This is a genomic window from Pseudomonas sp. AL10 (assembly GCF_029960685.1).
Lineage (GTDB): Bacteria > Pseudomonadota > Gammaproteobacteria > Pseudomonadales > Pseudomonadaceae > Aquipseudomonas > Aquipseudomonas lactis.
This window is the reverse complement of sequence record NZ_JASBQZ010000031.1, coordinates 24459-42467: the sequence shown is the minus strand read 5'-3', so window position 1 is coordinate 42467 and position 18009 is coordinate 24459. Positions and strand designations below refer to the sequence as shown.

Below are 18009 nucleotides of genomic sequence, written 5' to 3'. Positions count from 1 at the left end.
CGTTCCCACGCTCTGCGTGGGAATGCATCCTGTGACGCTCCGCGTCACGACTTCTGGAGCGGGACGCGGAGCGTCCGGGGCGGCGTTCCCACGCGGAGCGTAGGAACGATCAACAGCTGTCCTATCGGCAGACGGCGGCCTTGTTCGACATCCGTAAGTTCGACATCATCGGTCTCTGGGAACGCCGCTTTGATGAGGGCGGTTTGCCGATCGTTCCCACGCTCTGCGTGGGAATGCATCCTGTGACGCTCCGCGTCACGACTTCTGGAGCGGGACGCGGAGCGTCCGGGGCGGCGTTCCCACGCGGAGCGTGGGAACGATCACGCTTACACCGCCTGCAACCGGCTCGAACGAAAATCCTTGGGCGACACCTCAAACTGCTTCTTGAACGAGCGGCTGAAATGCGCCGAGTCGGTAAAGCCCCATTTGTAGGCAATCGAGGTAATCGACTCACTGCGCAGAAACGGGTTGGTCAAGTCATCCGCACTGCGCTTGAGCCGCGCGCGCTGGATATAGCGGCAGACGCTGTCGTCCTGTTCTTCAAACAGACGGTACAGGTGCCGCACCGAGATATTCAGGCGGTTGGCCAGGCCGATCGGGCTCAGGCCTGGCTGGCTCAGCGACTCATCAATGACCTTTTGCACATAGCTGCGTAGGTTATTACCCTGTAACGAGGCCACGCCTTCGCGGCACTCATCGCCCTGCTCCAACGCCGAACCCAACAGCGAGACGAACGCCGCTTGCAGCGCTTCCACTTGCGTGGCGTCTTCGTCGGTATCGTCCTTGCACAATTGGTCCATCAGCACATGCAGCATGCGCCCACAGGCTTTGGTCGAGGAGATCTTGCCGAAGGCCCGTGCCTGGCCACCCAGGTGCTTGCACACCGCAGTGCGCGGCAAGGACAGCGAGGCGTGTTCGATCAGGCCGAAGGGGGTAATTTCGATGGCGCCCACCGAGTCCATCAACAGCATTTCGCCGGGGGCCAGTTGTACGGTCTGGTCGTTCTGGGTGATTTGCGAATAGCCGCTGCGCTGGCTGACCAGGAAACATTCCTGGTCGTTGTCATGGTCGGCGTGGTGCATCGGGCGCTTGATCAGCCCGGCATTGGTGCGCAGGATGGCCAGGCCACGCGACAGGTTGTGGATCTCGCCGATAAACAGCGAACGGTTGAAAGCCAGCTCGGTATCGAAGTGGCCGCACGCGGCGCGCAGTTCGCGGTTCCAGCTGTCGAGCCCGTCGGGTGCATGCTGTGGGATGCTCATGGGGTGTCTCCGCAGTGGCGTTATTCTTGTTGTTCTGGTGCAATAGTTAACATGTTATCTATATGCACGCAACAACAAACCTGTTTGCCCGTTGCAGAAGCACTAATGGTGCCAATCAGAGACCCGACAGTACCCGCCGCAACCCGGCCAGGGTTGCCAAGAGATGCACGCGTTGCTCGGCGCTCAACGCAATGTAGCGCCGGAACGCCGGCATGCGGTTGACCACCTCGCTGCCACCCATATGCTCCAGGCGCACGCACCATTGCTGGTCGTGCAGCTCGATGCGCAGGCGCTTGAAATCCAGCGGCATCAACGCCTGGAACAACACGCTGTCCGCCTGTAAACGCGCCTGCAATTCACGGCCCAGTGCCTGGTTGCCGGCGCGGCGCCGCACATGAATGCCGCTGCGCCGGATCGCGCCGCCATGGTGCACCTCGAAGCTGCCAGCGCCACCCGCTGCAGCAGGAACGCGCAGGACACATTCGGTCAGCACCAGGTGCATCAACAACTGCGACTCGGTGCGCTCGACAATCTCAAAGGCCACACCGTCCACTTCAAGGGTGGCCAGGCCCAGATCACGCCGCAGATGAGCCAGGGTCACCCCCGGTCGATACCCGCTGGGTGCGCGGTCGGCACGAAACAGCTCAAACAGTTTTTGCCGCAAAGTCGTTATAACCGTCATGGGCAACCCCCGGTTCATGGCTGAATTCCTTGGCCAACACCTCCTCTACGCAGGCGGGCTTGAAGGGGTTGACCTTCTGCACCACCAGGGTCCAGAACAGCGCGTAGGTGGCCGTCACGCCGAGCATCACGCCAAACGGCACGTAGATGTCCGCCGGGTTCATGCCGGGCGGGGTGATAAACCACATGCCCAACAGGATGCCGATGCTGGAGACGATCTGCGGCAGCGGAAACCACGGCGAGCGATAGGCCCGAGGCAAGTCCGGACGCCGAATGCGCAGGATCACCACTGACAAGGTCACCAACAGGTAAGCGAAACTCCACGCGCACACCGCCGCCAGCACCAGGTGCATGATGTTGTCGGTGTTGCCGCCCAGGTACAGCGCGTGCAGGCACGGAATCAACATGGCCACCAAGATGCACAATAGCGGCGTCTTGAAACGCGGGTGCAGATAGGTGAACACCTTGGGCAAGGCGCCATCCACCGCCATACCGTAGAGGATGCGCGGCACGCCGGCCATCAGGGTATTGATGGTCGCAGCGCCAGCGAACAGAAAGCCGATGCCCAGCCACAACGGACCGATCTGCCCCATCACCTGTTCGGCGAACCGGGGGATGGCCATGGGTGTGTCCAACAGGTGAACGCCGGACGCCACATCGAGCACCACGTTCTCCACCTGGCGTTTCATCGCCGCGCCATAGATGAACATGCAGGTGGCCACGCCCATCAGCCCGAGCATCATCGCCCGTGGCATCACCTTGGCCGATTGGCGCAGGTCCGGCGCCAGCGGGGTGACGAACTCGCAGCCCACGAACATGAACATCGCCATGCCCACCAGCGACAGCACGGTGACCAGGTCGGTGCCCACCAGCGACTCACCGAACCAGCCATCCAACTGCACCGCCGGCGCGGCGATCAGCCCCAGTACGCCGAACACCATCAGGGTGGTCCACATGCCGAAGGTCAGGATGATCTCCGCGCGGCCAAATGCGCTGACGCCAAAGGCATTCAGCACACCGAACACCAGCACGAAACCGACGCCCAGCAACCACGAGCCGCCGGCCGACTCTGCCAGGGTATTGAGGTGTTCGAAGTTCACCAGGGCCATGACCCCTGCGAGGATGGTTTCGGCGGTGCCGGCGAACACATGCACGATCAGGTAGGCCGACAAGGTCCCGGTGATCGCAAAGAACCTACCCATGCCGCAGTTGATGTAGTCGTACACCGAACCGGTGGTGGGCAGTATCGAGGCGGCCTCGGCGAAGGTGGTGGCCTGGGCCAGCATCATCACCACGGCAATCAGCATCGCCAGGGCAAACGCACTGCCACCGATGCCAAAGCCCATGGTGGCGGTGAGGATCACCGGGCTGGCCATGATCAGGCCGATAGTGCTGGCCAACGCAGTGGGAAAACCTACCGTGCCCCGGTTGAGGTGTGCGGTGAGTCGGTCGTTGATCGACATGGAGGGGTCCTCGAAGCGGTTTTTTTAATGTGTCGGCACTCTGCGCCCCACTCCCGTTGATCGTCTTGCCCCTGTCTGCCGCCGGTTTTGTTGCTGCCTGCCAGGGCGTGTGGCCTGGCGGCCAGAGTCAATTGCCTGGCACGCAGGGAAAAGACTTGGCCTCATACCGCTCGCCCTAATGCGCCCTCACTCTTAACCAAGATGGGGGCAATAACAATGGAGCACACACTGAAAAACCGCCGCCTGCGCCAGGCGGTCGGCCTGGGCGTGGCACTGCTGGTGGGCCAGGCGCAGGCCATCGAGTTGTATGCCGACGCCGACACCCAGGTCACCGGCAACTTCCTCGCCGTGTACGGTATGTTCAACAGCCCGAAGAACTACGATGGCCGCAGCGGCGGCTCCACCTGGCGCGAGGCGTTCATCAAGTACGGCCTGAGCGTCGAACAGAGCCTGGGCAACCTGGGCGGCGTGTATGGCACGGCCAACCTGGTGAGTTCCGGTACCTGGGGCGATGGCGATGCGGCAGGGCTCACCAACGGCACCGAGCGCACCACCAAGTTTGACGAGGCCTTCGCCGGCTGGCGGTCTGGCGAGTTGTTGCCAGCGCTGGGCAAGGATGGCCTGGACCTGTCGTTCGGTCGCCAGATCATCATGCTCGGCGACGGTTTTATCCTTAACGACGATGGCCCCAACCTGGGCAATGGCGTGGGCGACGGCGAGTTCAATCGCGGCGGCGCCTACTACATCGCCGCGCGCCATGCCTTCGATAAGACGGCGGTGATTCGCCTGGGCGGCAAGGACGGTGTGCACGGCAGCCTGATGTGGATCAAGTCCGACAACCGCGCCCAGGCCCTTACCGAAATGGCCGCCGGCACCCTGGAATACAGTGCCGCGCCGGGCACCCTGGGGCTGACCTACATTCACGGCATCGACGTGGATGAGCGCTTCGCCACCGACCTGCAGCGCCAGCGCAAAGGCATGAACCTCTACAGCCTGCGCGGCGCCGGCAATGCCGGTATCGACAACGCGCACTTCGCCTTCGAACTGGCGCGCCAAAGCCGTCGCGACGGCCAGGAAAATGCCGGTTACGCCGAAGCCGGCTACACCTTCGCCAACCTGCCGTGGTCGCCGGATCTGACCTACCGCTACGCCCGTTATTCGAAGAACTGGGACGCCATGTTCTCAGGCTTCAACCGTGGCTACGGCACCTGGGTGCAGGGCGAAGTAGCGGGCAACTATTCCGGCCCCTTCAACAGCAACACCGCCGTGCAGCACGTGGCGCTCAAGGTCAAGCCACTGGAGAACGTCACGCTTGGGGCGCTGTTCTTCGACTACAACACCGTCAGTACCCGCGGCCAATTGAACCTCGATGGCCGCGAACTGGACCTGTATGCCGAATGGGCCGTCAACGAGCACCTGATCATCACGCCGCTGCTCGGCCTGTACAAACCGAATAAATCAGCCGAAAACGGCGGCAATCAGGTCGGCGGCAACGGCACCAATGTCTACAGCCAACTGGTGGTCGCCGTGCCGTTCTAAACCGCCTCGGGCGCGCACGGAGGCAGCGCCCGGACCTCAGCATAGGCGCCCTGATGATAGAGCAGCGGCGCACGGCCAAAATCATCAAAGGCCACCACCTTGCCGATCATGATCCAATGGTCGCCGCCGTCCACCTGCTGGTATTTCTCACAGTGAAAACGCGCCGAGCAATCGGCGAACACCGGCGAGCCACCCTCCCCCGGCTCGTATTCGATCAGGGCGAAGCGGTCTTCACGGGGGCGCGCGAAATTGTTGGATAGATGCACCTGGTCCGCCGCCAACACATTCACCGCAAAGTGGCTGGCCTCCTCGAACACCGCATGGCTGTTGGAGCGTTTGTCGATGCTCCACAGCACCAGCGGCGGGTCGAGGGACACCGAGTTGAAACTGTTGGCCGTCACGCCGACCTTGCGCCCGGAGGCGGTGGCGGCGGTGACCACGGTCACGCCAGTGGCAAAATTGCCCAAGGCGCGACGAAAGGCTCGTGGGTCGAATACGTCAGACATGCAAGACTCCCGGGTGGCCTCGATGGGCCGCCCTGATTGTTGTAGGGAAAACGCGGCTACACCATGCTCGGGTCGGGTTCCAGGCCCATCAGCTCACGGCCGAGGATCTGCGCGCACACGTCATAGTCGGTGTAGGCATGGGCGCCGGTCATATGGGCATCGCGGAATAGGCGCTGCATTTCGTTGTGTTCAAACCAGGCATTGCCACCTGCGGCGGCGAACAGCCGGTCTACCGCTTCGATGCACATCTTGGTGGCGTAGGCCTGGTTGGTGCGCCAGAACGCCAGGGTTTCTCGCGTTGGGTAGCGGTGGGCGGCGCTGTGTTCGGCGTGGTCTTGCCAGGTCTTCTCCAAAAACGCCCGAGCGGCGGCCACCTGATGGGTGGACTCGGCCAGGCGCATCAGCGCCGGGGTCGCTGCGCCGACGGCAGCGCCGGTGTAGGCACGTACGCGGTTTTTGGTTTTTTCGCGGAATACCTCCAGCATGCGCTCGGCCACGCCGAGGCTGACGGTGGAGAAGCCACTGGCGAAATACGGCCGATACGGCGCGTAGAAAATCTGGCTGTCAGGGTACAAACCAAAGCCTGCGGACTTGCCTTCCATCATGTCCTTGGCCTTCTGGATCCGGTGCTCGGGCACCCAGGCGTTGTCGATGATCAGGGTCTTGGTGCCGCTGCCTTTCATGCCGGCTGCAAACCAGTCATCGCGGATCTGATAGTCACTGCGCGGTAGCACGGCAAAGCAGTAGTCCTGGGTGCCTTCGGCATTCTGGCGACGGCAGCCGACAATCGCCCATTCGCCATGGTCACAGCCGCTGCTCCAGCCCATCTCGCCACTGAAGTACACGCCGCCCTCGCCCTCGGTCACCCGGCCGAACGGCGCAATACTGCTGCTGGCCGTGGCATCCGGGTTGGCGCCCCAGATTTCCTCCTGCAACTGCGCCGAGAACAGCGCCAGTTGATGGCTGTGGGTGCACAACAAACTCATGGCCCAGGCGGTGCTGGCACAACTGCCGGCGAGCAAGGCGATACAATCGGCGAATTCGGGCAGCGACAGTTCCAGGCCACCGAACACCTTGGGCTGGAAGGCGCGGTGCAGCCCGATGCTCTTGAGCAGCGCGATATTCTCATCCGGCACTTGTCGCAGTTGTTCGGCACGGCTGGCGTTCGCGGCAATGGCAGGCAGAAGAGGCTTGAGGTCTTCGAGGAGCGGGTTTGGCTTTTTCATGGACGGCCCTGCTTATTATTGGAAGTCCGGCAGACGCTCCGAATCGTGGAACGGCGCGGGATGCAGGGCCAGTATCGACCGGCTTGCGCCGGCACAACATGCACGTTCGGCAGGCAAGGTTGTACTTTTCACAGGCACGGCAGGCACAGGCATAAAACCTGGCAGGCACAGTCAAGCCGCGTACCTGCCCGTTGGTTAACCTCGAGTTTTCTTTTGTGAACTGCCAGGAACCTGCCATGAGCGATATCCCGCTGCTGCCTCACGTCGAAGCCTTTTTGCGCCGCCGTCATGGGCTATTCATCGACGGCGCCAGTGTGCGCAGCCACGCCGATGCACGCCTGAGCGTGACCAACCCCGCCACCGGCCAGGTGATCGCCGACGTGGCCGACGCAGACCTGGCGGATATCGACGCCGCGGTGGCTTGCGCCAACCGGGGTTTCCAGTTGTGGTCACAGACCGCACCGGCCATTCGTGGCAACGTACTGCTGAAACTGGCCGACCTGCTGGAACACCACCGCGAAGAACTGGCGCAGATCGAAACCTGCCAGTCGGGCAAGATCATCCAGATTTCCCGCGCCTTTGAGGTCGACCAGGCCGCGCACTTCCTGCGTTACTACGCAGGTTGGGCCACCAAGCTCAGCGGCAAGACCCTCACGCCGTCGCTGCCTTCGTTCAATGGCGAGCGCTACACCGCTTTCACCTTGCGCGAACCGGTAGGCGTGGTGGTAGGTATTGTGCCGTGGAATTTCTCGACCATGATCGCCATCTGGAAGCTGGCTTCTGCGCTGGTGACCGGCTGCAGCATCATCATCAAGCCCAGCGAATTCACGCCGCTGACCCTGCTGCGCATCGCCGAACTGGCCATCGACGCCGGGTTGCCGGCGGGCGTGCTCAACGTGTTGACCGGCGGCGGCCATGTCGGCAAGGGGCTGGTGGAACACCCCGGCACGCACAAGGTGTCGTTCACCGGCTCAGTGCCCACCGGTATTGCGGTGGGCCGCAGTGCCATGGGCGCAGGCCTCACCCGCGCGACCCTGGAACTGGGCGGCAAGAACGCCGCCGGCTTCCTGCGCGACATGGACGTGGACAAAGCGGTGGATGGCATCATCGAAGCGGGCTTCTTGCACTCTGGGCAAATCTGCGCAGCGGCCGAGCGTTTCTTCGTGCACCGCTCGCAGATCGATGCCGTGCTGGAAAAGCTCAAGGCACGCCTCAGCCGCCTGAACATCGGCTCGCCCCTGGACGAACACACCGACTTCGGCCCGGTGACCCACCAGCAACACCAACACAAACTGCTCGGCTACTTCAACCAGGCCCGCGCCGAAAACAACACGATCATCCACGGCGGCCACCTCATCGACCGCCCCGGCTGCTACGTCGAACCCACCGTCATCCTTGCCAACCACCTGCACGACACCCTGCTCAACGAAGAAACCTTCGGCCCCATCGCCACCTTCCTGCCCTACGACAGCGAAGACGAATTGCTGGCCATGATGAACCACGGGCCCTACGGGTTGAGCGCCAGCCTGTGGACCAATGACCTGGGCAAGGCCCTGCGCATGATCCCGGCCGTCAAGGCCGGCACCGTGTGGGTGAACATGCACACCTTGCTCGACCCGGCAGTGCCGTTTGGTGGCAGCCGGTCTTCGGGATTAGGGCGGGAGTTTGGCAGTGCGTTCATTGAGGATTACACCGAGCTTAAGTCGGTGATGGTTCGGTATTAAGGGCTGAGTGCCGACGACCGGAATCAGGGCGCAGGTTTGGCGGGTGGGCCACGAAACAGGTTCCTGGAAATGATGTCGGCCTTCAGCATCTTGAGTTGCAGATGACGATTCACTGCGCCAACCCCTTCCATATAACGGGTGACATGGCGCTTCCACGTATCGACCAACACGAAGGGCGCCAAGCCAATTGCAACAAACGGAAAAATAACCAAACCGAAAAGGATTTTCATAAGTTCCAAGCACCCTTGCAACAAATTCACAGGGCCCAAGGATTTTTCATAATGCAATTTCTTGGTCAACACGTCGGAAATCAGGTTCGTGCCGATGGCGGCGGTTACAAACGGGAAAACAAAGAGGAACAGGTTGGAGCGGTGTTTCACCTGGTCAAACAGAGCACCGCTGATTTTGCCTTTTTCGTGCAGTGACTGCGCCAGCCCATTGAATGCGTCGATAGAGACCACGGCACACGCGGCAATCGAAATCAGCGCAACGCCGGTCGCCACGACAACTTGCGGCGTGGTGTCTTTGTCGAGAATGAAGCCAATCACCGCCATCACCAACACAAAGGCCATCACCAAAAAGCCCAGTTGCACATCCAAGCCAAACAGCAATTCGTAATTCATCCGTGAATCTCTCTATCAACACTAATTAAAATAACCAGCTGTCACTGATAAGGAATCAAGTGATCGTGCTCCAGATCCCGCATCAACTCGCTCAACATCTCGCTTTCGCTGCGGGGCTCGGTCATGGGGATGTACCAGGTCGTAGCTGTCCAACCACCACGTTTGTAAGCATAGGTTTTGAGCAGTTGCCCGTCCTTGAACAGCGAGCCGTGCAACTGGCGCTCGTAGGTGTAGGGCACTGGCACGGTCAACAGCGTCAACGCGCCAAGTATCGCCGGGAGCGCACCGGCCCCTTTACCGCCGCGTTGATCGACCAACAAGCTGTAGCCCGTCTTGCTGAAACCGCCATCCATAAAACTGAAGGCACCTGTGTCACGCAACAACTGGATAACTTCGCGTTGCGTCTGCTGTTCAAACCTCGACACGGGCGACGGCATCGTGACACTCATCGGCACGTAGGCACGCTCTGCCTTGTAATCCAACGGTTTGAGGGCGGTACCGCAACCACCGAGCAACAGCACGGCGGCCAGTAACGTAGTCCTGATCATTGTGCGTGCTCCTCGGGCAGCAGCCCGTCGCGCTGTACATCTTCGGCAAAAGCCCGTGCAACACGGTGACCGCTCTGTAGCTCCATCCCGCCAGGGCCATCCAGCAGCCAGGAATATTTGTGGGTGACGTTGCGGTAGCTGTACTGCTTGAGCTGCTTCCCATTGTGCTGCAGGGAGAACTCGGTGGTGGTGTCAATGCTCACGGACAGGGGCAGCAGAAACAGAGTTGCCGCGCTCAGCAGTACCACCGGGAAAGGCGGCATATCACGCTGAACGTTGTAGCGCACCCACACCGAGTAATCGTCCGCGTTGCCCCGGCCGCTTTCGACACTGCGAAACACCCCAGTCTCACGCAATTGGTTACGAATTTGTGCTGCATTAAGCGGGTCATCGATCATGACGTGGATCGGCTTGAGGTATTCCTTGCCATCGGGCAATGCACGCTCAGGAAGCGTATGGGTGGTTGCACACCCGGTCAGCAGCGCCAGGGCGCTGAACGTAATAAAACGGTTCATGGGCGTGTCTCGTGAAGGATGTTCTGGCCCGCCCCGGATGGCAGCGGCGCGATGATATAAGGGGCGGCGCTGCGATAATCCAGCGGCAACAACTCCAGAGCCGGCAGGCCCGCAACAGAGTGCCGCGCTAGCGGCTCATCGCGTCCTTGCTGGTCGCGCCAGCGGAAGGCACACAGCGAAGCGCCAAGGCATAACGAGCGAAATTCACCGAGGTAATAGGCGTTGCCGGCCTTCAGGCGCAGTGGCAGGTTGAATTTCTCTCGCGCCTGCACCGAGGTGTAGGTCGTCCCCAGAGTGGGTGAATAACTGCTGGAGAAAAACTGAAAATCATAGAACTCATAATCCCCAGGCTTGAGCGCCAACACGAATACACTGGCGGCACCGGCCGCATCCTTCACATCCTGAGGTGTTTGCCGACCGACGCCCACCCAGATCGCTGCGGCGCCAAACTCGGAACCGCGCTTGCGAAACAGTAAACGCTGATTAGGCGCAGGAGATGCGCTAAGGCTCTGCGGGCCGATTGATCCGACTACATAAGCGACCGGGTCCTGGGGGCCAGGTTGCAACGGCTGGCTAACCAGCGACGCAGACTGAGTACCGCAACCTGCCAGGGCTGCCGTAATCAAGAACAAGGCCAAAGGCCGAGAGAAGCGAGACATATCGAATCCTGAACGCAGGCAAAAAAATAAACGGCAGGCGTCAGGAAAAATATGGGATGAGCCTTCCTGGCGCTGCGCCTCGCGTCACTGCGAGGGGGGGCGAATGGTACGGGGGGAATCGCGGTTTGACTACAGATGATCAGCAGCATGTGTCAGCGCTCGGTGAAAGCCACTCATATCACCGCCTCCGCCTCAATCTCAATCAACCACTGCGGCAACGACAAGCCGCTGACGATAATCCACGAAGACGGTGGCGGGTTGTGCGGGAAGCGCTCAAGTAGCGCATGGGCGATCGACGCTTGCTGCTCACGGGCAGACTCGACGATATACAGCCGCAGCATGATCACATGAGACAGGTCGCCACCGACCTCGGCCAGCACCTTTTCGATATTGTCCAACGCTGCGGCGGTCTGTTCGGCGATGCCGGGGCCGACCGTGTGCTCTTGAGCATCTACCCCCACCTGCCCCGACAGCATGATTCGCCGGCCCTCTGGCACGTCCATGGCCTGGCTGAAACCGTATTGCAGGGAGTTGAATACCGTCGTGGGATTAATAACCTTTCGTTGCATGACCAATCCTTGTTGTCAGTAGGAAAACAAGGCTAACCCAAAGGAATCGCTAAGGATGATGGTTCAACATCCAGCAACATGTTCGTGGGTGAAGCGCTGAACCTTGAGTGCCCGGCGGCCTGATGAAAACGCGCAAACCCACCAGGCAATCACATCCCCTGTAGGAGCGAGCTTGCTCGCGAAAACCCCACAGGCGCCGCGCTTACTCAGGAAGCGCGCGTTATCGTTGACGTTTTTCGCGAGCTCGCTCCTACATGGGTTATTCAGCGTACCCGCAATGACGCGGTTGTCGGACCGCTCTTACACAACTTTCGGGTTGCGTCCGATGAACCTCGCCGCTAACCTTCGCGGGTCGCTGCAAAATCAGCGAATGGGTGTGGTAGCCCAGTTCTTTCATAGACCCCAAAAACGCTCAAGGGCGTTTTTTTATGCGGGCTGCTTTGTGGCGGCTGTGCATGGGAGGCTTCGGCCTGCCGGGTTTCTATGACCGGTCTACCACCCCGTGTACAGTCGCCTCCTTACTTCGTGTGGTAGCGAAATGGAGGTGCTCATTCATAGGAGCTTCGCCATGAAAAAAGTCACACCCAATCCCCCACCGTCCCCCTCGGATGAAAACCCGCAACTGCCTCCAGATGTCATCTTCACCGTCCGCCCCGGACTCAGCACTGAAGCCGCCTTGAGCAATGCCAGCGAAATGCTGGAGTCCGCGACTGTCTGCGCCTACGACTGTGCCGAACAGCTTGACGGTCACGCCCGCAAGCAGGTGTTGGCGGTGGTGCAGATGATCGAGATTGCGCAGTTGCTGGTAGATGAAGCGCTGAACCGTGAGTGCCCGGTGGCCTGATGAAAACGCGCAAACCCAACAGGCAATGAGATTCCCCTGTGGGAGCCGTCGAGCTTTAGCGAGGCCGCGATAGCGGTGGGTCAGGCAATGAATATGTTGACAGTGCCGCCGCCATCGCAGCCTCGCTAAAGCTCGACTGCTCCCACATTGGATCGGCTGTGTCTCAGTAGATAGTGATCCATGCTGGAACTTCACTGCTATCATCCAGCCACTACTTATGACATGGAGGTCGCTATGCACCAGGTAACAACCCTCGCTTGCTTACTGGTATGCGGCGCCCTCACCGGCTGCAGTATCACGCAAACCGTCACCCCCGTTCCCTCCTCAACTGTTCACTCGCCCGAAATCTGCATGATTCCCGCCGCAGGCTTGCGTGAAGGCTTCAATACGACTTACACCGCTCAATTACGCAATAAGGGCTTTCAAACCCGCGAGTTGCCGCCAGGCGCCCCGCCCGCCAGTTGCGCGCTGTCGACCACTTATATCGGTACATGGAGCTGGGACATGGCGCTGTACATGAGCTTCGCCGATATCCAGGTGTTCGAGAACGGTCGAAGGGTCGGACAGGCGTTGTATGACTCAACTTCGGGTGGCGCCCGAATGGGCAAGTTCATCGATGCGCAAAGCAAAATCATCGAGATGACCAATCAGCTGTTTCCCAATGCTGATTACGGCATGACTCGACGTCAGGCTGACCTTCTTCCCTAGAGCGAGCTCATCCACCTGCCTGCGCCACACTTCACACCACCTTCTGTAGGAGCGAGCTTGCTCGCGAAAAACCCGCAGGCGCCGCGCTTACTCAGGAAGCACGCGTTATCGTTAACGTGTTTCGCGAGCAAGCTCGCTCCTACAGGGCATTATCGTGCCTGGCTACCAGGTGCCCATCGCCAGGCTGTGTGGCGAAAATTCCGCGAATTGCCAGCGCAAGGCCAACGCTGCCGGGCGGCGGACCACATGTTCCACCGTCACCGTCCACAAGCGCTGGGCGCCTTCGAACTCAGCCACTTGCGGCCCACCCAGGATCAACGAAGTACGCCCGGCCACTTGCAGCACGTCGCCGGTCTCAAAATCCACAAACAACAACCCCGCCACCGGGTTGGCGTGCAGGTTGCCGAGGGTGTTGAAGAACAGGTTGCCGGCAAAATCCGGGATGGTCAGTACGTTGCCTTGCACCCGCACAAATCCCGTATTGCCGCCTCGGTGGGAGACGTCCACCGAGCGTTCGCCGTGCAGGTCGACGTAGCTGGCGACGAAGAAGGTGTCGGCGTGGCGGATCAGTGCTTGAGCCGCGTCGTCCAGGCGGTTGCTGCGCTCTGCCAGGTTGCCAGGTTTTCGCGCAATGCCGGCGACGGGGCGCAGTTGGATGTACTTGGGGCAGTTGCCGAAGGTGTGTACCACCTCGACCGCGAAGCCCTCATGCTCAAGCGTTCCAATGCGGCCATTCATGCGGTTGCGGCGGCGGGTGTTGAGGTCGATGCCCAGCAGGCCGATCGCCGCGCCATTCGTTATTCCAGCCCAGGCGGGATCACTTTTGGTGGGCAGGCTGTCGACCTGCAGCGTGTGTGGGTCCGGTGAATGCGCAAACCCGGGTGCGCCTTCCAGCATCGTCGCCCAGGGGATGCCCTGTTCGTCCACCACACCCGCGATCACATACGGCAGTAGCGGGTAAAAATCGCGGTGCTGCTCAGGCAAATGATCACGAATGACTTTGGGCCCGATCATGGCCATGCGTTCAGAAACGCCGGCACTGTCCTGCATGTGTCGTTCGCCGACATGCCAAGGGGTTGGTTCAATCGAGTGCATGGCGCTCACCTCCGGTTAGAGACTGAAGATGCTGCGCCCATGCCGTAATAGAGAGAATGCCCACCCAGGGCAATCCACTATTACGCCAGCTGAAACGCCGGATGCTCACGCAACGCCGTGACGCAGTAGTCGACAAAGCTGCGCACGCGCATCGACGCATGGCGGCCTTCGCGGTAGACCACATGCACCGGCTGCGGCGGCAACTCGAAGGTAGGCAACAGGCGCTGCAACTGGCCGCTCACCAGGTGTTCGTGCAGCGGGTAACTCAAGGCTCGAATCACGCCCGCCCCCTGCACCGCCGCATTGATCGCCCCTTGGACAGTGGCGCAACTCAGCCGGGCGCGAGCCTTGAGGGTGTAATGCGGGAAATCCCAGTGCACCGGGTCGGTGCTGGCAATCAGATGGTGCTGCTTGAGTTCAGCCGGATGCCGGGGTTCGCCCCAGGTCGCCACGTAAGCGGGGCTGGCGCAAAGGACAGTGCCCACCTGCCCGACTTGCCTTGCAATGAGTGACGAGCTGGGCAATTCGCCGACCAGCACCGCCACGTCCAGCCCCTCTACATGCAGGTTAGGGTAATAGTCGTGGTAATGCGCGATGACACGCACCGCCGGGTAGCGATCCGCATAGCCGGCCAACAGCGGCGCCATGACATAGCGGCTGAACAGCAGCGGCAGGAATATCCGCAGGTCGCCCTGGGCCTGCACATGCAAACCGTTGGCCGAAGCCTCGGCCGCGTCCACCGCGGCCAGCAGGCGCACGCAGTCGGCAAGGTAAGCCTGGCCTGCGTCGCTCAGGCTGACGCCGCGGGTGCTGCGATGCAGCAACACCACACGCAGGCGTGCCTCCAGGCGCGCAACCGCACGTACCAGGGTCGGGCCGGAGACCTGCGCATGGCGTGCCGCCGACGCCAGGCTGGGTTGCCCGGCCAGCGCGGCAAACAGCTGCATATCGCGAAAACGCTCCATCAGGCGCGCTGCTTCGTCGCCGCGTTCAGGGCCGGGTCCTGCCCGAGGCGATGGCTGAGGAAATCCACAAACGTATTGACCTTGGCCGGTACGCGGCCGTTCTGCTGGAACACCACGTGGATCGGCAGCGGCGCCGGTTCGAAATCCTCCAGCACCAGCTCCAGCTCACCCGCCGCGACCGCTGCCGCGACTTGATAAGACAGCACCCGCGTCATGCCCCAGCCCAGACGGGCCAGGTTAATCGCGGCATTGTTGGCGGTGACCACCAGGCGCGGCTCAATCGGTACCTTCAGCGGCTGGCCGGCGTCAATGAATGTCCACTCACTGACCCGTTGGCTGGACGATGAGGTGACGAGCTTGGCCTCACGCAACTGCTCGGGCCGCTGGGGCCGCCCGTGTTGGTCAAGATAAGCCGGCGATGCGCACACCACCCGGCGTACTTCGCCGACCTTGATCGCTTGCTGCAAGGATGGCTGCAGGTGGCCGATACGCACCGCTACATCCACACCTTCGTCGGTCATATTGACCACTCTGTCGACCAGTAAGGCGTTGATACTCACCAAGGGAAAACGGTCCAGGTATTCCCCCATTACCGGCGCCACATACAGCTCGCCAAACAGTACCGGTGCGGTCACCGTCAACTGGCCGCCCGGGATGGAGTAACTGCCCGCCGCCGCTTCCTCGGCTTCGTCCAGCTCGGCAAGGATGCGTCGGCAATCGTCCAGGTAACGTTGGCCGGCTTCGGTCAAGTGCAGGCTGCGCGTGGTGCGCGCCAGCAACTGGGTGCCGATGCGTTGTTCCATGGCGGCAATCGCCCGGGTCACGCTGGGCGGCGACGTGTTCAGACGGCGCGCGGCAGCCGCGAAGCCCTCCTCCTCGGCCACGGCCAGGAACACCTGCATTTCATGAAATCGGTCCATCGGCGCCCCTCGGTTGTTATTGCGATTGCAGCCCCACCGCCGTACGCGGCATGCCAACGAAACCCGGCAGTGCTTCGATGCTGGCCAGCCAGGCGCGTACCTTAGGGTAGTCGGCCAGGGACACATTGCCTTCCGGCGCGTGGGCCACGTAGGTGTAGAAGGCGATATCGGCAATGCTGGGCTGCTCACTGGCGAGGAAACGGCTCTGGCTCAGTTGCTGCTCCATCACGCGCAGCAAGGCATGGGCACGGTTGATTGCGCTGACAGTGTCCACCTCGGCCCCAAACACCGTGGCCAAGCGCGCCGTGGCAGGCCCGGCATGGAGTGGGCCGGCGGCGGCCGAAAGCCAACGCTGCACCCGCGCTTGCCCGACAAGGTCACTGGGCAGCCATTGGCCGTTGCCATAAGTGCTGGCGAGGTAAAGCAGGATGGCATTGGAGTCGGCCAAGACCGTGCCGCCGTCATCAATCACTGGCACCTGGCCGAAGCTGTTCAGGGTGGTGAGAAACTCAGGCGTTTTATGCGCACCTTGCTTGAGGTCCACCAGGACAAATTCACTCGCCAGCCCCAGCAGGGACAACATCAGCTCAACCCGATGGGAGTGGCCGGACAGGGGGAAACCATAGAGTTTGATCGCAGGCTGGGTCATGACAGGCTCCAAATGAGTGGGTATCGACGCCAGGGATGTTCTACCGCTGCCCTGTCTGGCGGAATGACCAGGATTCACAATCCAGCATTTCATCCAGCGAAACAATACATCGTTGGCGTGGCAGCCAAGCCGGGCGCGAGCGTTTCATAAAAAAATTCAAACTATCGCCCTCCCCATCGTTCACACCTTCACGTGCAACGTTAAGTAGGAGGCAACATGCAGTACCGACAACTGGGTCATTCCGGCCTGCTGGTATCGGAAATCATCCTGGGCACCGTGCCCTTTGGCGGTCGCGCAGAATTTGAAAAATGCGGTGCGGTGGACGTGCCCCTGGCCAAGCGCATGTTCGATATGGCGTTCGACGCCGGGGTGAACATGGTCGACACCGCCGATCTCTATTCCCACGGCCTGGCCGAAGAAGTGGTGGGCAAGGCGCTGGGCGGCAAGCGCAACGACATTCTGCTGGCCACCAAGGGCCGCAGCCCGGTGGACGACAACCCCAACAACTCCGGCTCATCGCGCTACCACTTGATCCGCGCGTGCGAAGCCAGCCTCAAGCGCCTGGGCACCGACCACATCGACTTGTACCAACTGCACAACTGGGACGGTATGACGCCGATCGAAGAGACCCTGGAAGCCCTGCGCCTGTTGGTGGGTTCGGGCAAGATCCGCTACTTCGGCACCAGCAACTTCACCGCCTGGCAAATGATGAAAACCCTGGGCAAGGCTGAACTGCACGGCATGCTCAAGCCAATTACCCAACAGATCTACTACACCCCGGAATCCCGAGAGGCCGAGTACGAGTTGCTGCCGTTGGCCCTGGACCAGCAGATCGGCACGCTGGTGTGGGGGCCGATGGGCGAAGGCCTGCTGACCGGCACGACCCGACGCGGGCACAAGCCGCCGGCCAATACCCGCCAGGGCAGCGGTTGGCCGGAACCCTATGTCCACGATCAGGAACGTGCGCTGGACATTATCGAGACCCTCGCCGCCGTCGGTGATGAACACGGCGTCTCGGTCGCCCGCACCTGCCTGGCCTGGCTCAAGGATCGCCCCGGGATCACCTCGCTGATTGTCGGCGCCCGTACGGAAGCACACCTGCGCGACAACCTGGCGGCCACCGAACTGAAACTCACCGACGAGCAGTCGGCGCGCATCGAAGCCGTCACTCGCCGTCAGCCGTTGTACCCCTACTGGCACCGCTTCACCGCCGGGATTGATCGTTTTGATCCAGCGGAGCAACCCTTCCTGGCCGAGCATCAAAAAACCCTGGATGCCCGCCAGGACAAATAAAAACACCCCCCTTGGAGCAGGCTTTTCTGTAGGAGCGAGCTTGCTCGCGAAAAAACCACAGGCACCGCGTTTATTCAGGAAGCACGCGTTATCGTTGACGTTTTTCGCGAGCAAGCTCGCTCCTACATTTTTGGGGTTGCCACCCGATGGCAATGCTGCCTATATTTCCGCCTGGCGCTCTCTACGCCACCTTCCGCGGAAAGGGCTGCGCCCAAGACAT

18 protein-coding genes and 1 pseudogene are annotated in these 18009 nt (G+C 61.2%); 5 read left to right on the top strand and 14 right to left on the bottom strand.

Annotated features, from left to right (window positions below):
* Positions 1 to 326 precede the first annotated feature (326 nt).
* From feaR to QK296_RS22070, 3 genes are all read right to left on the bottom strand, one after another.
* The gene (feaR, locus tag QK296_RS22080; protein ID WP_003192409.1) at positions 327 to 1262 is read right to left on the bottom strand and encodes a transcriptional regulator FeaR; all 936 of its coding nucleotides are present in this window, start codon (positions 1260 to 1262) and stop codon (positions 327 to 329) included.
* Between the two features lie 115 nt (positions 1263 to 1377).
* On the bottom strand, positions 1378 to 1944 hold the full coding sequence (locus QK296_RS22075) for a DUF3156 family protein (protein WP_032900766.1): 567 nt from the start codon (positions 1942 to 1944) through the stop codon (positions 1378 to 1380).
* The gene (locus tag QK296_RS22070; RefSeq protein WP_057711173.1) at positions 1907 to 3406 is read right to left on the bottom strand and encodes an APC family permease; all 1500 of its coding nucleotides are present in this window, start codon (positions 3404 to 3406) and stop codon (positions 1907 to 1909) included. Before QK296_RS22070 ends, QK296_RS22075 begins: the two co-directional genes overlap by 38 nt.
* A gap of 216 nt (positions 3407 to 3622) precedes the next feature.
* Here QK296_RS22070 and QK296_RS22065 point away from each other — a divergent pair, with 216 nt between their 5' ends.
* A complete protein-coding gene (locus QK296_RS22065; protein ID WP_282391308.1) occupies positions 3623 to 4945 on the top strand; it encodes a hypothetical protein in 1323 nt (440 codons plus the stop codon).
* Between the two features lie 38 nt (positions 4946 to 4983).
* On the opposite strand, the pseudogene QK296_RS22060 reads toward QK296_RS22065, so the two are convergent.
* A pseudogene (locus tag QK296_RS22060) lies at positions 4984 to 5451 on the bottom strand (flavin reductase family protein); the annotation flags it as partial.
* A gap of 56 nt (positions 5452 to 5507) precedes the next feature.
* On the bottom strand, positions 5508 to 6677 hold the full coding sequence (locus tag QK296_RS22055) for a p-hydroxyphenylacetate 3-hydroxylase oxygenase component (protein WP_169856115.1): 1170 nt from the start codon (positions 6675 to 6677) through the stop codon (positions 5508 to 5510).
* A gap of 236 nt (positions 6678 to 6913) precedes the next feature.
* Between QK296_RS22055 and QK296_RS22050 the strand changes: the two genes are divergently transcribed.
* Entirely contained in the window at positions 6914 to 8401 is a 1488-nt protein-coding gene (locus tag QK296_RS22050; RefSeq protein WP_282391307.1) for an aldehyde dehydrogenase family protein, read from the top strand.
* 23 nt (positions 8402 to 8424) lie between these two features.
* Here the strand turns inward: QK296_RS22050 and QK296_RS22045 are convergent, their stop codons facing one another.
* From QK296_RS22045 to QK296_RS22025, 5 genes are all read right to left on the bottom strand, one after another.
* Positions 8425 to 9024: a hypothetical protein gene (locus QK296_RS22045; protein WP_003192417.1), complete on the bottom strand. Its 600-nt coding sequence runs from the start codon at positions 9022 to 9024 to the stop codon at positions 8425 to 8427.
* A gap of 41 nt (positions 9025 to 9065) precedes the next feature.
* Positions 9066 to 9572 carry a hypothetical protein gene (locus QK296_RS22040; protein ID WP_003192419.1) on the bottom strand — a complete coding sequence of 169 codons (507 nt, stop codon included), beginning with the start codon at positions 9570 to 9572 and terminating at the stop codon, positions 9066 to 9068.
* Positions 9569 to 10087, bottom strand: a complete 519-nt coding sequence (locus tag QK296_RS22035; protein ID WP_003192421.1) for a hypothetical protein — start codon at positions 10085 to 10087, stop codon at positions 9569 to 9571. Before QK296_RS22035 ends, QK296_RS22040 begins: the two co-directional genes overlap by 4 nt.
* On the bottom strand, positions 10084 to 10746 hold the full coding sequence (locus tag QK296_RS22030; protein WP_034134248.1) for a hypothetical protein: 663 nt from the start codon (positions 10744 to 10746) through the stop codon (positions 10084 to 10086). Before QK296_RS22030 ends, QK296_RS22035 begins: the two co-directional genes overlap by 4 nt.
* A 173-nt stretch (positions 10747 to 10919) precedes the next feature.
* A complete protein-coding gene (locus QK296_RS22025; protein ID WP_282391306.1) occupies positions 10920 to 11315 on the bottom strand; it encodes a Rid family hydrolase in 396 nt (131 codons plus the stop codon).
* 568 nt (positions 11316 to 11883) lie between these two features.
* Between QK296_RS22025 and QK296_RS22020 the strand changes: the two genes are divergently transcribed.
* Together QK296_RS22020 and QK296_RS22015 are read left to right on the top strand one after the other, a co-directional pair.
* Positions 11884 to 12159 (top strand): DUF6124 family protein, encoded by a 276-nt coding sequence (locus tag QK296_RS22020; protein WP_034134247.1) that lies wholly within the window; start codon positions 11884 to 11886, stop codon positions 12157 to 12159.
* 180 nt (positions 12160 to 12339) lie between these two features.
* Entirely contained in the window at positions 12340 to 12867 is a 528-nt protein-coding gene (locus QK296_RS22015) for an Sbal_3080 family lipoprotein (protein WP_282391305.1), read from the top strand.
* 162 nt (positions 12868 to 13029) lie between these two features.
* Here the strand turns inward: QK296_RS22015 and QK296_RS22010 are convergent, their stop codons facing one another.
* From QK296_RS22010 to QK296_RS21995, 4 genes are all read right to left on the bottom strand, one after another.
* Positions 13030 to 13962, bottom strand: a complete 933-nt coding sequence (locus QK296_RS22010) for a pyridoxamine 5'-phosphate oxidase family protein (protein WP_057711170.1) — start codon at positions 13960 to 13962, stop codon at positions 13030 to 13032.
* A gap of 80 nt (positions 13963 to 14042) precedes the next feature.
* Complete coding sequence (locus tag QK296_RS22005) at positions 14043 to 14927, bottom strand: LysR family transcriptional regulator (RefSeq protein ID WP_169856104.1); 885 nt, start codon at positions 14925 to 14927, stop codon at positions 14043 to 14045.
* A complete protein-coding gene (locus QK296_RS22000; RefSeq protein WP_057711167.1) occupies positions 14927 to 15847 on the bottom strand; it encodes a LysR family transcriptional regulator in 921 nt (306 codons plus the stop codon). Before QK296_RS22000 ends, QK296_RS22005 begins: the two co-directional genes overlap by 1 nt.
* Positions 15848 to 15863: 16 nt before the next feature.
* Positions 15864 to 16496: a glutathione S-transferase gene (locus QK296_RS21995; RefSeq protein WP_003192432.1), complete on the bottom strand. Its 633-nt coding sequence runs from the start codon at positions 16494 to 16496 to the stop codon at positions 15864 to 15866.
* Positions 16497 to 16712: 216 nt separating this feature from the next.
* Here QK296_RS21995 and QK296_RS21990 point away from each other — a divergent pair, with 216 nt between their 5' ends.
* Entirely contained in the window at positions 16713 to 17789 is a 1077-nt protein-coding gene (locus tag QK296_RS21990; RefSeq protein WP_282391304.1) for an aldo/keto reductase, read from the top strand.
* Positions 17790 to 18009: the final 220 nt, after the last annotated feature.

Excerpts from the sequence above, each read along its gene's own strand:
- QK296_RS22070 (WP_057711173.1), bottom strand. The coding sequence starts at position 3,406 with ATGTCGATCAACGACCGACTCACCGCACACCTCAACCGGGGCACGGTA.
- QK296_RS22045 (WP_003192417.1), bottom strand. The coding sequence starts at position 9,024 with ATGAATTACGAATTGCTGTTTGGCTTGGATGTGCAACTGGGCTTTTTG.
- QK296_RS22005 (WP_169856104.1), bottom strand. The coding sequence starts at position 14,927 with ATGGAGCGTTTTCGCGATATGCAGCTGTTTGCCGCGCTGGCCGGGCAA.
- QK296_RS21990 (WP_282391304.1), top strand. The coding sequence starts at position 16,713 with ATGCAGTACCGACAACTGGGTCATTCCGGCCTGCTGGTATCGGAAATC.
- QK296_RS22025 (WP_282391306.1), bottom strand. The coding sequence starts at position 11,315 with ATGCAACGAAAGGTTATTAATCCCACGACGGTATTCAACTCCCTGCAA.
- QK296_RS22020 (WP_034134247.1), top strand. The coding sequence starts at position 11,884 with ATGAAAAAAGTCACACCCAATCCCCCACCGTCCCCCTCGGATGAAAAC.
- QK296_RS22050 (WP_282391307.1), top strand. The coding sequence starts at position 6,914 with ATGAGCGATATCCCGCTGCTGCCTCACGTCGAAGCCTTTTTGCGCCGC.
- QK296_RS22035 (WP_003192421.1), bottom strand. The coding sequence starts at position 10,087 with ATGAACCGTTTTATTACGTTCAGCGCCCTGGCGCTGCTGACCGGGTGT.
- feaR (WP_003192409.1), bottom strand. The coding sequence starts at position 1,262 with ATGAGCATCCCACAGCATGCACCCGACGGGCTCGACAGCTGGAACCGC.
- QK296_RS22010 (WP_057711170.1), bottom strand. The coding sequence starts at position 13,962 with ATGCACTCGATTGAACCAACCCCTTGGCATGTCGGCGAACGACACATG.
- QK296_RS22055 (WP_169856115.1), bottom strand. The coding sequence starts at position 6,677 with ATGAAAAAGCCAAACCCGCTCCTCGAAGACCTCAAGCCTCTTCTGCCT.
- QK296_RS22065 (WP_282391308.1), top strand. The coding sequence starts at position 3,623 with ATGGAGCACACACTGAAAAACCGCCGCCTGCGCCAGGCGGTCGGCCTG.
- QK296_RS22000 (WP_057711167.1), bottom strand. The coding sequence starts at position 15,847 with ATGGACCGATTTCATGAAATGCAGGTGTTCCTGGCCGTGGCCGAGGAG.
- QK296_RS22015 (WP_282391305.1), top strand. The coding sequence starts at position 12,340 with ATGCTGGAACTTCACTGCTATCATCCAGCCACTACTTATGACATGGAG.
- QK296_RS22030 (WP_034134248.1), bottom strand. The coding sequence starts at position 10,746 with ATGTCTCGCTTCTCTCGGCCTTTGGCCTTGTTCTTGATTACGGCAGCC.
- QK296_RS21995 (WP_003192432.1), bottom strand. The coding sequence starts at position 16,496 with ATGACCCAGCCTGCGATCAAACTCTATGGTTTCCCCCTGTCCGGCCAC.
- QK296_RS22040 (WP_003192419.1), bottom strand. The coding sequence starts at position 9,572 with ATGATCAGGACTACGTTACTGGCCGCCGTGCTGTTGCTCGGTGGTTGC.
- QK296_RS22075 (WP_032900766.1), bottom strand. The coding sequence starts at position 1,944 with ATGACGGTTATAACGACTTTGCGGCAAAAACTGTTTGAGCTGTTTCGT.